The 11,962-nt window shown below is 65.2% G+C and carries 13 protein-coding genes and 1 riboswitch; of the genes, 9 read left to right on the top strand and 4 right to left on the bottom strand.

Going from position 1 to position 11,962, the window contains the following annotated elements; translation table 11 throughout:
• Positions 1–7 precede the first annotated feature (7 nt).
• Positions 8–125: riboswitch (TPP riboswitch) on the bottom strand.
• A gap of 141 nt (positions 126–266) precedes the next feature.
• Positions 267–671, bottom strand: a complete 405-nt coding sequence (locus GCT19_RS03985; protein WP_013089885.1) for a GreA/GreB family elongation factor — start codon at positions 669–671, stop codon at positions 267–269.
• Between the two features lie 592 nt (positions 672–1,263).
• Here GCT19_RS03985 and GCT19_RS03980 point away from each other — a divergent pair.
• The 6 genes from GCT19_RS03980 (at position 1,264) to GCT19_RS03955 (ending at position 5,982) form a co-directional block, all read left to right on the top strand.
• Positions 1,264–1,722: a hypothetical protein gene (locus GCT19_RS03980; protein ID WP_152851062.1), complete on the top strand. Its 459-nt coding sequence runs from the start codon at positions 1,264–1,266 to the stop codon at positions 1,720–1,722.
• 110 nt (positions 1,723–1,832) lie between these two features.
• Complete coding sequence (locus tag GCT19_RS03975; RefSeq protein WP_152851061.1) at positions 1,833–2,696, top strand: DUF1223 domain-containing protein; 864 nt, start codon at positions 1,833–1,835, stop codon at positions 2,694–2,696.
• 49 nt (positions 2,697–2,745) lie between these two features.
• Positions 2,746–3,396, top strand: coding sequence for a cytochrome b/b6 domain-containing protein (locus tag GCT19_RS03970; RefSeq protein ID WP_152851060.1), 651 nt, complete (start codon positions 2,746–2,748; stop codon positions 3,394–3,396).
• A 75-nt stretch (positions 3,397–3,471) separates the two neighbouring features.
• Positions 3,472–4,275, top strand: a complete 804-nt coding sequence (locus GCT19_RS03965; protein ID WP_018435293.1) for a molybdopterin-dependent oxidoreductase — start codon at positions 3,472–3,474, stop codon at positions 4,273–4,275.
• A gap of 93 nt (positions 4,276–4,368) precedes the next feature.
• Complete coding sequence (locus GCT19_RS03960; RefSeq protein WP_152851059.1) at positions 4,369–4,617, top strand: pentapeptide MXKDX repeat protein; 249 nt, start codon at positions 4,369–4,371, stop codon at positions 4,615–4,617.
• Positions 4,618–5,052: 435 nt separating this feature from the next.
• Complete coding sequence (locus GCT19_RS03955) at positions 5,053–5,982, top strand: EamA family transporter (RefSeq protein WP_152851058.1); 930 nt, start codon at positions 5,053–5,055, stop codon at positions 5,980–5,982.
• A 36-nt stretch (positions 5,983–6,018) separates the two neighbouring features.
• On the opposite strand, the gene GCT19_RS03950 is transcribed toward GCT19_RS03955, so the two are convergent.
• Positions 6,019–8,061 carry an NADPH-dependent 2,4-dienoyl-CoA reductase gene (locus tag GCT19_RS03950; RefSeq protein WP_152851057.1) on the bottom strand — a complete coding sequence of 681 codons (2,043 nt, stop codon included), beginning with the start codon at positions 8,059–8,061 and terminating at the stop codon, positions 6,019–6,021.
• 308 nt (positions 8,062–8,369) lie between these two features.
• On the opposite strand from GCT19_RS03950, the gene GCT19_RS03945 reads away from it, so the two are divergent.
• Positions 8,370–9,167: a DUF4397 domain-containing protein gene (locus GCT19_RS03945; RefSeq protein WP_152851056.1), complete on the top strand. Its 798-nt coding sequence runs from the start codon at positions 8,370–8,372 to the stop codon at positions 9,165–9,167.
• A gap of 266 nt (positions 9,168–9,433) precedes the next feature.
• Here GCT19_RS03945 and GCT19_RS03940 read toward each other — a convergent pair whose 3' ends face one another.
• A complete protein-coding gene (locus GCT19_RS03940) occupies positions 9,434–9,571 on the bottom strand; it encodes an entericidin A/B family lipoprotein (RefSeq protein WP_013089876.1) in 138 nt (45 codons plus the stop codon).
• 218 nt (positions 9,572–9,789) lie between these two features.
• Positions 9,790–11,277 (bottom strand): sensor histidine kinase, encoded by a 1,488-nt coding sequence (locus tag GCT19_RS03935; RefSeq protein ID WP_408582368.1) that lies wholly within the window; start codon positions 11,275–11,277, stop codon positions 9,790–9,792.
• A 191-nt stretch (positions 11,278–11,468) separates the two neighbouring features.
• Between GCT19_RS03935 and GCT19_RS03930 the strand changes: the two genes are divergently transcribed.
• Entirely contained in the window at positions 11,469–11,645 is a 177-nt protein-coding gene (locus tag GCT19_RS03930) for a DUF1328 family protein (RefSeq protein WP_026228667.1), read from the top strand.
• Positions 11,646–11,737: 92 nt separating this feature from the next.
• A complete protein-coding gene (locus tag GCT19_RS03925; protein ID WP_006052455.1) occupies positions 11,738–11,899 on the top strand; it encodes a DUF1328 domain-containing protein in 162 nt (53 codons plus the stop codon).
• Positions 11,900–11,962 lie beyond the last annotated feature (63 nt).

Raw genomic sequence — 11,962 nt, 5'->3', positions numbered from 1 at the left:
GAGGCTGGTGCGAGATCCGTACGCTTCCCTGCGCTGGCATTATCCAGATCAGGTTCAAAGGGTATTTCTCACCCACGCAACACGGACCTCCAGCTCCGCGCTACGCAGGACCCCCGCGTTAGCAGCGCACACGATACACCGCCCGCCAGCGGTTTGGCAACCTGTCTGAGTGATTCAAAAAACTGGTCCGGATGAAACCGGACATCTCCTATGCTTGTTTCGAGACCGCATCAGACAGGGCAACTTACAGCAATGGAACAGCCGGCTTACAGCGAAAAATCGTCGGCGGCTTCGGGCTGATACAGGATTTTGTCGATCTTGAGCACTTGCTGATCGCCGCTGGGTGGCGTGAAGCGGATGCTCTCGCCGCGGCGCGCGCCGAGCAGCGCGAGTCCAGCCGGCGAAAACACGTTCAGCCGTCCCTGCGCGAAATCGGCATTGGGCGGATAGACGACGGTCCACGTCATTTGTTCGCCGCTCGCCGTGTCGATCAGCGTCGCTTGCGAGTTCATCGTGACGACGTCGGCGGGGATATCGTGCGAGTCGACGATGACCGCGCGCTCGAGCACGTCGTCGAGCATGTGCTGCAGCTTGGCGTTGGCGGCCGCATATTTCTCGAGGCGGGTCACGTCGAGTTCGGTCAGATAGCAGGTTTTGATCTTCTTCATCATCAGCACTCCGGATAGGTCGGTGAAGGAAGGCCGCGTGCGACGACCCCATGTGGGTGGTCGGCGGATGAGTGGACGAATGGGAAAGCCCGGAGCCCGGCGACGCGGCCCTGGGTATTGGCAGGCTACGTCAGCGAGGGCGCCGGGCGGCGTGAAGCGGGAGCGTTCGGGACGTCTCGCCGGCGCCGTGCAGCGCGACGCCCGCGCGCGCGCAGCCGCCTGCGCGGCATGGGCGCAAGCGGGCGAGGGCACGGAAAGTCGGACGACGCACAGAAGTCACGGGCAAAACGACCAGGTGATGGGGAACAGCGAACGGGAGGTTGCCGCGCAGCAAAACGTGAAGTTCGCGACACCAGCGACGAAAGCTTGATGTTAGCACGCTGTCTCAGCCCCTTCCGTTGGCGACATCGCGCTGCGTCGATCGGCCGTCTTCGTGCGGTGCCAGATGAAAGCGACGCGGTCCCCACGGCGTTCAAGCCAGTCAGAGGATTGCCGTTAAACAAGGTGCAGCGAAGGCCGCACTCCAGCGAAGCGATTCGCCGGATGGCGCGTGAATGGCGCGAGGCGACTCGCGCCGATTGACAGAGAGGTGCACATGAAAGCGGAAAGAATGCGGTGGCGAACGTTCGGTCGCACAGCCGCGGTGGTGGCATTGCTTGCCGCGCCGCTGGCGGCGCCGGCGGCATCGACGGTGACGGGCGGCGTGATCCGGTTCGTGGGGATGATCGTCGCGCCGCCGCTGCAGATCAGCGCGGATACGGCGCCCACTGGCGTCGCCGTCGATAGCGCGAGCGTGGTCGGTCAGCGCTTCTCGCGCACGGTGACGTTCAGCGCGCCGCCGGGCGTCGTCAGCGGGGCCGATGTCGCGCTCGAAGTGAACGGCGGCACGCAGTCGCGCGATCTGGTGGCAGCGCGTTTCGTCGATGGCACCGGGCACGTCGTGCTGGCCCGCGACGGCCACTACGCGGTCGATCGCACCGGCGGCGTGCTGTCGCTGAACGCGCAGCGCACCGATACGGACACGCGCATGACGGTGGTGGTCAGTTACGACTGAGTCGAAGGCGAGCTCGGGCTCGCTCCCCCATGCCGGAAAAAAATTAAAAGAGGCCTGTCATAACCGGCCGCGCGGTTCGACAAACGTGCAGATTACGATCGGAGCACGTCATGTCGACCGCGCACAATCGCTCGATACTTCAGCGCTTTACGATTCTTTCCAAGCCCGCCGCCAGCCTCGCGATTGTTCTGCTGAGCGCTTCGGGCATCAGTGCGGCCGACGCGGCCGGGCCCCAATGCGCGACGCACAGCCCCGCGCACCGGCTCGCGCTGGTCGAGCTGTACAGCAGCGAGGGCTGCGATAGCTGCCCGCCCGCCGACCGATGGCTCGGTCAATGGAAAAGCAATAGCGCCGCGCACGGCATCGTGCCGCTCGCGCTGCACGTCGACTACTGGAACAGCCTCGGCTGGACCGACCGCTTTTCCCAGCATCGCTTCACCGAACGACAGCAGACGCTGACGCATCTCGCGGGCGCGCACACGATCTATACGCCGGAAGTGTTCGTCGCGGGCCGTGAGCTGCGCGACTGGTCGCAACGCGACAGTTTCGAGCGCCGCATCGACGAGCTCGTCGCCGCACCCGCGCAGGCGAGCGTCGCGCTCGCGCTGAGCCCGCGTGAGCCCGGCGCATTCGATGTCGATGCGCAGTTCAGCACGACGGCCGCACCCGCCACGGGTCCGTTGAGCGCCTATCTCGCGGTCTACGAGAACGCGCTGACGACGCAGGTCGGCGCGGGCGAAAACCGCGGCGCGACGCTGCATCACGAACGCGTCGTGCGTGCGTGGATCGGGCCCGTGCCACTCGTTGCCGGTCACGCGAGGATTCGTCAGGACGTCGATGTACGCGATGCGAGCGTCGACCCGAAAGCCGATCCAATCGCCCACGCCGCCGACCGCTTTGGCGTGGTCGCATTCGTCGAAAGCGACGCGAGCGGCGACGTGCTGCAAGCGGCCGATCTTCCCGCGTGCCGCTGATCGACATCGCACGCGACGCATTCTCTACCGCTGCCCGAGGAGGGCCGCCATGTCCACACCCACACCGCACGCGTTGCGCCCCGGCGCACCCTCCGCGCCAGCCGCACCCAAGCGCGGCGTCATTCACCCGCTGTGGCTGCGCATCACGCATTGGCTGAACGCGTTCGCCGCGATCGTGATGATGCTGTCGGGCTGGCGCATCTACGACGCGTCGCCGATCTTCCCGGCGTTCAGCTTTCCGACCGCGATCACGCTGGGCGGCTGGCTCGGCGGCGCGCTGCAATGGCACTTCGCGGCGATGTGGCTGCTGGTGTTCAACGGCCTCGTGTATATCGCGCTGAATCTCGCGAGCGGGCGTTTCGTGCGCAAGTTCCTGCCGCTGACGCCGCGCGCGGTGCTGCGCGATTTCATCGCCGCGTTGCGCGGGAAGCTGTCGCACGACGATCTGCGCGTCTACAACGCGGTGCAGAAATTCGCCTACCTGTTCGCGATCGCCGATTTGATCGTGCTGGTGCTATCGGGGCTCGCGATCTGGAAGTCGGTGCAGTTTCCGCTGCTGCGTGAACTGATGGGCGGCTACGACAACGCGCGCGTCGTGCACTTCACCGCGATGTCGCTGCTGGCCGCGTTTCTTGCGGTGCATCTGGCGATGGTGGCGCTCGTGCCGCGTTCGTTGCTCGCGATGCTGCGCGGACGTTGAGCCGCGGCTGCTCACGACCATGCTCGTGTTCACGCTCCTGAAAGCGCAATGCGAACACCCTACGGATATCGAATCATGAACAAGCCGATCGACAAACCAGCAGGCCAATCCACGCAGCACGTAAGCCACACGCTCGACCGTGCATCGATCCTGCTCGATGCGAAGCGCGAACTGGCAATGCCGTCGCGACGCCTGTTCGGCAAGCAGCTACTAACGCTCGGCGGCCTATCGATGCTGACCGGCTGCTCGCTGACCGACGACACTTCCGTGAACCGCTTCCTGAGCGCCGTATCGCGGCTGAACGATCGCGCGCAGGCCGCGCTGTTCGATCCGAAGCAGCTCGCGCCGACCTACACCGAAGCGCAGATCACGCGACCGTTTCCCTTCAACGCGTACTACGGCATCGACGACGTGCCGCACGTGGACGGCTCCGATTACCAGCTGAAACTGAGCGGGCTCGTGACCGGCCAGCGCGTGTGGACGCTGCCCGAACTGTATGCGCTGCCGCACGCCGAGCAGATCACGCGACATATCTGCGTCGAAGGCTGGAGCGCGATCGGCCGCTGGGGCGGCACGCCATTCGGCGATTTTCTGCGACGTGTCGGCGCGGATACGACGGCGAAGTACGTCGGCTTCAAATGCGCAGACGACTACTACGAAAGCATCGACATGCCGACCGCATTGCATCCGCAAACGCTGCTGACGTTTTCCTACGACGGCGAGCGGCTGCCCGCGAAATACGGCTACCCGATGAAGCTGCGGATGCCGACCAAACTCGGCTACAAGAATCCGAAGCACATCGTCGAGATTTTCGTCACCAACACGTATCCCGGCGGCTATTGGGTCGACCAGGGCTACAACTGGTTCGGAGGCTCCTGACGCATGCGGGCGCACGCGCGCTTGCGGCAGCGGCTTCGGAAGCACGCCGGCACGAGCCGGTTTCGATTCATCCACTACCCACGGAGTCATCCCATGAAGAAGATTGCAACCACCACGATCGCGTTGCTGATGCTGGCAAGCGGCGGCGCGGCATTCGCTCAGGCGAGCGGCGCGATGTCCAACGATGCGATGTCGAAAGACGCGATGTCGAAAGGTTCGATGTCCAAAGACAGCATGTCGAAGGGCAGCATGAAAAAAGACGCGATGAAACACGATTCGATGAAAAAGGACGGCGGCGCGATGGGCATGAAGCACGAGGCGTCGGGCGCGATGGGCAACTGAGTCCGCGCCCACGGTGCTTAGCGATCCTGCTGATGCGCTGAGCATCGAACGGATACGGAACCGAATGCAAGCCGGGGATGCGTCCCCGGCTTTTCTGTTGCAGGAACACCAAAAAGTTACGATTCTGTCGCGCGGCGCACTCGGCGCTTACTGCATAATGCGTTGCGCGCCGCGGCTTCGCCCGCGGCATCGCCGCGCATCACGGCGGCGTTGCATCGTGTCGTTTTGACCGATTCCGCCGCCATAGCCGTTTCTGGCGCTCCCTGCGCCGCTCATCGTCTTACTGTTCCACCGACATGTCCGCCAGCCTCACCCGTCAGACCGCATCGCCGATGCGGTGCCCGCCATCCCGCCCGAAAGGCATCGACGCAGGCGCGGCGCCTCGCGGGCATCGAGCGCAGCGCGCGGGTCGAGTGGCGACGGCGGGCTGAACGCATGTCGCTGCAACGCTCAATTTTTTCTCCGCGTGGCTGGCCGCTGCGTCTGCCGCAGTCGCGCAAAGGGCGGGTCGCGCTCGCGCTTGCCGTCGTTTATCTGGTGTGGGGCTCGACCTATCTCGCCGTGCACGTCGCGCTCGGCTCGTTCCCGCCGCTGCTGATGTCGGGCTTGCGCAACCTGTTCGCCGGCATCGGTCTGTTCGTGTTCGCCGCGCGCCGCAAGCCGGTCTGGCCGAGCGTCGCCGAAATTCGCAACGCGGGCCTCGTCGGCACGATGCTGGTGGGTCTGTCGAGCGGCATGCTCGCGTACGGCATGCGCACGGTCGGCACCGGCACCGCGGCCGTGATGGTCGCGACCGTGCCGCTGTTCGCGACCGTGATCGCGGCCGTCGCCGGACAGAAGATCGGCCGCGGCGAATGGTTCGCGGTCGGCCTCGGATTCGCCGGCATCGTGATTCTGAGTCACGGCGACAGCACGCCGGGCTCGGTGGGCGGCAGTCTCGCGATTCTGTGCGGCGCGCTGTTCTGGGCTGGCGGCGCGCATCTGGCCGGGGTATTGAAGCTGCCGTCGGACCTGTTTCTGTCGACCTCGCTGCAGATCGGCCTCGGCGGCGCGATCTCGACGCTGGTCGCGTGGGCGGCGGGCGAGCAGATGCTGGAACTGCATTTTCTGCCGCTCGTCGCGTTCCTGTATCTGATGCTGATCGGCACGATGGCCGCGTTCGTCGCGTACGGTTATCTGATTCGCCACACGAGCCCGATCATTGCGAGCAGCTGCATGTACGTGAATCCGATCGTCGCAGTTGCATTGGGCGCGCTGCTGCTCGGCGAGCCGGTCACGCGCTCGACGGTGATCGCGACGATCGTAATCCTGAGCAGCGTCGGCTTGTCGTTCTGGTTCGATTACCAGAAGAACGGCAGCGCCTGAGAGCGGCGCGGTTCTCGTCGAATCGCGCCGCTGTTGTCAGAGCGCCGCCGCCAGCTCCGCGCCCTCGCGGATCGCTCGCTTCGCATCGAGCTCGGTCGCGAGCTTCGCACCGCCGATCACGTGAAAACGCGGACCGCCACTGCCGTGGTTGCCATCGACCGTCGACGGCAACAGCTCGCGCAACGACTCCTGCCCCGCGCACACGACGATCGTATCGACGTCGAGCCATTCGTCGGCACCGTCTCGCGCGATTTTCAGACCGCGCGCGCTGATCTCCCGATACTCGACGCCGCCGAGCATCTGCACGCCGTTCCTCGCGAGCGCCGCGCGATGCACCCAGCCCGACGTCTTGCCGAGCCCCGCGCCGAGCTTGCCGGCCTTGCGCTGCAATAGCCAGATCTGCCGCGCCGGTTGCGCGGCAACGGGCGGCTTCAGGCCGCCGCGCTCGCGCACCGCGAGGTCGACGCCCCATTCGTCGAGCCACGTATCGCGCGGCACCGGCAGCGGCTCGCCCGCGCGATGCAGCAGAAACTCGCTGACGTCGAAGCCGATGCCGCCCGCGCCGATCACCGCGACGCGCGCGCCGACCGGCGCACCGCGCAGCACGTCGACATACGACAGCACGTTGGACCCGTCGATGCCGGCAATCGCCGGCCGCCGCGGCACGATGCCGGTCGCGACGATCACGTCGTCGTAGGCGCCCGCGGCAAGCAGTGCAGCATCGACGCGCGTGCCGAGCCGCACGTCGACACGATGGCGTTGCAACTGGCTGCCGAAGTAGCGGATCGTTTCGCTGAACTCTTCCTTGCCCGGCACGCGCATCGCGAGATTGAACTGGCCGCCGAGCGTGTCGCTGGCCTCGAACAGCGTCACGCGATGCCCGCGCGAGGCCGCCACCGTCGCGGCCGATAGCCCGGCCGGACCGGCACCGACCACTGCGATCGAGCGCGCCTCGCGAGCGCTCGCGAGCGGCCGGTAGACGAGCTCGGTTTCGCGCCCCGCGCGCGGATTGACGAGGCAGCTCGCGCGCTGATTCCTGAACGTGTGATCGAGGCAGGCCTGATTGCACGCGATGCAGGTGTTGATTTCGTGCGCGCGGTTCTCGGCGGTTTTCAGCACGAAGTCGGGATCGGCGAGCAGCGGCCGCGCCATCGACACGAGATCCGCCGCGCCGTCGGCGATCAGCGCTTCGGCCACCTCGGGCGTGTTGATACGGTTCGACGCGATCACCGGCACGTTGACGAATGCTTTCAGACGCGCGGTGAGCGAAGCGAACGCCGCGCGCGGCACGGAGGTCACGATGGTCGGCACGCGCGCCTCGTGCCAGCCGATGCCGGTGTTGAAGATCGTCACGCCGGCCGCCTCGAGCGCTTGCGCGACCTGGACGGTTTCCTCCCACGTATTGCCGCCCTCGACCAGATCGATCAGCGACAGCCGGTACACGACGATGAAGCGCTCGCCGCATTCGGCACGGACCCGCTCGACGATCTCACAGGCGAGCCGCATGCGATTCTCGATGCTGCCGCCGTATCGATCGGTGCGGCGGTTCGTGCGCGGGCACAGGAACTGGTTCAGCAGATAGCCTTCGCTGCCCATGATCTCCACGCCGTCGTAGCCCGCGCGTTGCGCGAGCCGCGCGCAGCGCGCGTAGTCGCGCACGGTTCGGTCGATGCCGGCGAGCGTCAGCGCGCGCGGCTTGAACTTCGAGATCGGCGACTTCAACGGCGACGCCGACACCACCAACGGCTGGTAGCCATAACGGCCCGCATGCAGGATCTGCAGCGCGATCTTGCCACCCTCCGCATGCACGGCCTCGGTCACGAGCCGGTGATTGCGCAGATCGAATACCGAGTTGAGCGTGCCGCCGAACGGCAGCAGCCAGCCCTGACGATTCGGCGAAATGCCGCCCGTGATGATCACTCCGACGCCGCCTTTCGCGCGCTCGCGGAAGTACGCGGCCAGTTGCGGGTAATGCCAGAAGCGGTCTTCCATGCCCGTATGCATCGAGCCCATCACCACGCGGTTGGACAGACGTGTGAAGCCCAGGTCGAGCTCGGCGAGTAAGTGTTGGTAAGACATGCAGGGACCGTGTAAGTGAAGGGCCGCACGAACGATACACCGCGCGCCGGACCCGACCGCCGAGGAAAAATTCTAAATCGCCGCAATCCATTGATCCGCAACACGTTGGTCAGTTGCCTCGCGCCAGATATTAGGGGCACGGCACATCCATTGCTGACTGCGAGCGTCCATCGACACGGACGCGCTACCGACAAAACCGGCGCGCCGTGCGGCACGGATGGGAGGAGGGCGACCGCGAGGTCTTCCGCGGGCGTCCACGTATCAATGGGCGAAGAGCGTCAAGCCCGACATCGACACAGGTGAACACAATGAAAATGATTCGAACCATGATGGCGGTCGTTGCGGCCGCGGCGGTATTGAGCGCGTGCGGCGGCGGTGGTGGCAGCGATGCGGGCAAGGAGCTGGGGTTGACCAATCCCGAGATCCACTTCGTTCACGCGTTTCCGGGTGGGCCCGCGGTCGACTTCCTCGTCAATGGCAGCGCGCCTTCCGGACAGACCAACATCTCGTATAAAGGCGTGACCAACCTCACCAATATCGACACGGGCTCGACCACCGTCGCGTATGCGGCGACCGGCACGAAGAACGCGCTCGCGAGCGGCACCTTCCCCAATGTCTCGAAAGGCCACGTGTACACGGTGCTCGCGTTGCCGGGTGTGTCCGCGCCCGACATCGGCCTGATCGACGATCCGTTCGACAAGGGCCTGCTGACCAATGACGCGCGCGTGCGCGGCTTCAATGCGTCGGCGAACGCGCCGGACCTCGACCTTTATCTCGTGCAGGCCACCGCCACCAGCATCGCCAACGTGTCGCCGACGATCTCCGGCGTGTCCTTCAAGAACGCGGTGCCGGCGAGCGGCCAGGATTCGATCTACGTGTCGGGCGGTCAGTACGTGCTGATCGCGACGGTGGCCGGCAGCAAGACGCCGATCTTCCAGTCGAACTCGTTCTCGCTGGCGAACAACGCGGACTGGCTGATCACGTCTGTGCCGATCGCGGGCGCATTGAGCCAACTGGTGCCGGGGCAGATTCACCTGTTGGTCGTACAGAACGGCAACACGAGCACGCCGAGTGTGGAACTGTCGAATACGTTGACCGGGCAATGACGGGGCCGCCGATCATCGGATGAGCCTCGCGCGGCGTGAGCATTGATGAGCCGCTCGCGCCAGCCGGACAATCAAGGACTTCGGGTGGTCGGAAAGTGGGAGGACGGCACGGCGATCCACGACAGTGGGTCGCCGTTCTGTTTGATGGCGTTCTGAAAACACGTCGCGTCGCGCCGCGCCACAAACCTGCAGGCAAGCTTCCACGAAAAAAAACCCGCCGCGGCATCCCGCGACGGGCTCTGCAAATCCTGCTGCCATGTGCCGGCTTATTTTGCCTTTTCCGCCTCGTTCGTGATGGCGTGGCCGCCCTTCGAAATATCCTGGCCGGCGCCGGCCATCGTGTTGCAACCAGTGACAAGCATGGCGGTTCCTGCGAGCACAAGCAAAGCGATCAGTCGAGTCATGAAACTTCTCCTTGTCGAGAATGCATCGGTTGATGTCGTCCGACCGGGGCCATGCCAGTCGATCAGGTTTCGATCCGGTTTCGAACCGGCCTGATTGCATGGTAAAAAAAGGGTGGGGGCGGCGCTGTCGGCCGTGCCGCGATTTTGTTGTAGGCGTGCTCCGGTGTTTGCGTCGGCGCACTCCTACAATGGCTTGGCGTTGCCGCGGCGAGTGCCTGTCAGACGGGACTTTGCGACGAAGTAGACGGCGTGGCCGGCGACGTCAGCGGCTGATCGACCGAAGGCGTCGCGGTGCTCGCGCTCGGCATCACGACGTCGATTTCGGTGCCGTTTTGCGCGCCACGGCGGATGTCGAAGCGCCCGCCATGCGCGGCCACGCGCTGGCGCATGCCGAGCAGGCCGTGCGTATGCGTGCGTTTCAGATCGGCCGGCATGATGCCGACGCCGTTGTCCGCGATATGCAGCGCGACCTCGCCGTCGCCGACCCGCAATGCGATGCCGACCTTCGAGGCCCGCGCGTACTTGGCGGCGTTCGTCAGCGACTCCTGCGCGACCCGAAAGAGCGCGATCTCGGTCTGCTCGTCGAGCTGGACATCGTCGGCGGGCAGGTGCAGCTCGAGCGTCCAGTTGTTGCGCTGCGCGGCTTCGTCGGCGAGCGTGCGCAGCGCGGTGACGAGCCCGAAATTGGCGAGTACGGTCGGCCGCATGTCCTCGATGATGCGCCGCTTCAACGCGATGCCCTGGTCGAGATTGGCGAGCGCGCGCTGCAGCTTGTCGGCGATGTCCGGCTCGCTGTCCTTCAGCTTGCGGCGCGCCCACGCGACGTCCATCCGGCATGCGGTCAGAATCGCGCCGAGCTCGTCGTGCAGCTCGCGCGCGAGCTGGGTCTTTTCGTTTTCGCTAACCGCCTGCAGATGCCAGCCGAGCGCTTCGAGCTGGCGGGTGCGCTCGTTGACCAACTGGTCGAGTTCCTCCTGCTGTGTGATCAACTGACGCTGCGCGCGCGCCTGCCGGTCTATCTGAATGCCGAGATTGCGAAACAGCAGAATGAACAGCACGATGTTCAGCGCCGACAGACCCGCCGCGCACAGCGTCGACAGCCGCTGATCGGCGCGGCTCGCGGCCAGCGCGTGCTGCGCGCGACGCTCCTCGTTGTCGCGCAGCAGCGTGAGCGTGCTGTCGATCAACGACGCGTCCGCCGGATTGACGTCGCTCGCGGGCCCGCATGCGCCGAGCTCGAGCGGATGAGGCGCCGCGTGCTGCATCGCGGCGGCGCCCGCGCCGATGCGCGCATCGATCAGCGTGAGTATCTGCGTAAAGCTCGCGAGCTCCGCGCTGTCCGCACGGCCGCCGCGATAGAAGTGGTCCAACTGCTGCGTCGTCTCGCGGATGCGTGCGGCGCTCGCGCAGAACGCGCGAGCGGATGCGTCGTCCTTCGTCAGAAGAAACTGGTTTTGTTGCGCGCTGAGGCGCGACAGGTCGCTCGCGAGCGTACTCAGTTGCACGGTGACGTCGCGCGCTTCGAGCGCGGTTTCGTACTCGGCCGTAATGCGCTGACGCGCGCTCTCCAGAATCACGAGGCCGCCTACCGTGATCACGATCGCCACCGTCATCGCGATCGCCCAGCTGCGCTTGCGCATCCAGTCGGCGAGCCGCGCCGTGGCGCGCGCGCCAGCAGGTTGCGGCCGGTTCTGCAGATTCGACACTTTCTGCTCCAGAAAGAGGGCATCGACTCGGGCGTCGACTCCAGCATCGAGCGAAGCCGCGCGTAACGTCGTCGTAATCCAATGTAAGCGGATTCTCACACGAAAAACGGCGAGCGTCGGAATGCGCGCGGCGCCGCGCATCGATAGCATGGACCCGATCGTTGATTCAAATGTTTCGGGAGAAAACCATCATGTTGAAGTGGGCGCTGTTCTTCGCGATTATCGCGGTGATCGCGGGTGTTCTCGGCTTTACCGGCATCGCGGCCGGCGCGGCGGCGATCGCGAAGTTCCTGTTCTTCGTCTTTGTCGTGCTGTGCGTGGTGTTCCTCGTGCTGGGCTTCGTCGTGACGAAGAAAATGATCGATTAGCGCGGCCATCGCAGTGGCGGCAAGCCGCGCCTTGATAGCAGGCGAGTGGTTTGCTGTAGTCGATTGCAGGGCCAACAAAAGGGAGAAATGCCATGCTTCACTATGCCATCGTCTTCTTCGTGATTGCGATCATCGCGGCGGTGTTCGGCTTTACCGGCATCGCGGCCGGCGCGGCCGAAATCGCGAAGATCCTGTTCTACATCTTCCTCGTCGTGTTCGTGGTCACGTTGCTGCTCGGCGTGTTTCGAACCTAGCGGCGCGAGCCGTGGATGAACGCAACACGAGATCGGCAGCGAAGTGCGCAATACGTATACATA

Origin of the sequence: Paraburkholderia atlantica (genome assembly GCF_009362785.1) — a bacterium.
Taxonomy (GTDB): Bacteria; Pseudomonadota; Gammaproteobacteria; order Burkholderiales; family Burkholderiaceae; genus Paraburkholderia; species Paraburkholderia atlantica.
The sequence above is the reverse complement of the archived record's forward strand: the minus strand, read 5'-3'. Positions and strand labels throughout refer to the sequence as shown.

Excerpts from the sequence above, each read along its gene's own strand:
- GCT19_RS03985 (WP_013089885.1), bottom strand. The coding sequence starts at position 671 with ATGATGAAGAAGATCAAAACCTGCTATCTGACCGAACTCGACGTGACC.
- GCT19_RS03980 (WP_152851062.1), top strand. The coding sequence starts at position 1,264 with ATGAAAGCGGAAAGAATGCGGTGGCGAACGTTCGGTCGCACAGCCGCG.
- GCT19_RS03975 (WP_152851061.1), top strand. The coding sequence starts at position 1,833 with ATGTCGACCGCGCACAATCGCTCGATACTTCAGCGCTTTACGATTCTT.
- GCT19_RS03970 (WP_152851060.1), top strand. The coding sequence starts at position 2,746 with ATGTCCACACCCACACCGCACGCGTTGCGCCCCGGCGCACCCTCCGCG.
- GCT19_RS03965 (WP_018435293.1), top strand. The coding sequence starts at position 3,472 with ATGAACAAGCCGATCGACAAACCAGCAGGCCAATCCACGCAGCACGTA.
- GCT19_RS03960 (WP_152851059.1), top strand. The coding sequence starts at position 4,369 with ATGAAGAAGATTGCAACCACCACGATCGCGTTGCTGATGCTGGCAAGC.
- GCT19_RS03955 (WP_152851058.1), top strand. The coding sequence starts at position 5,053 with ATGTCGCTGCAACGCTCAATTTTTTCTCCGCGTGGCTGGCCGCTGCGT.
- GCT19_RS03950 (WP_152851057.1), bottom strand. The coding sequence starts at position 8,061 with ATGTCTTACCAACACTTACTCGCCGAGCTCGACCTGGGCTTCACACGT.
- GCT19_RS03945 (WP_152851056.1), top strand. The coding sequence starts at position 8,370 with ATGAAAATGATTCGAACCATGATGGCGGTCGTTGCGGCCGCGGCGGTA.
- GCT19_RS03940 (WP_013089876.1), bottom strand. The coding sequence starts at position 9,571 with ATGACTCGACTGATCGCTTTGCTTGTGCTCGCAGGAACCGCCATGCTT.
- GCT19_RS03930 (WP_026228667.1), top strand. The coding sequence starts at position 11,469 with ATGTTGAAGTGGGCGCTGTTCTTCGCGATTATCGCGGTGATCGCGGGT.
- GCT19_RS03925 (WP_006052455.1), top strand. The coding sequence starts at position 11,738 with ATGCTTCACTATGCCATCGTCTTCTTCGTGATTGCGATCATCGCGGCG.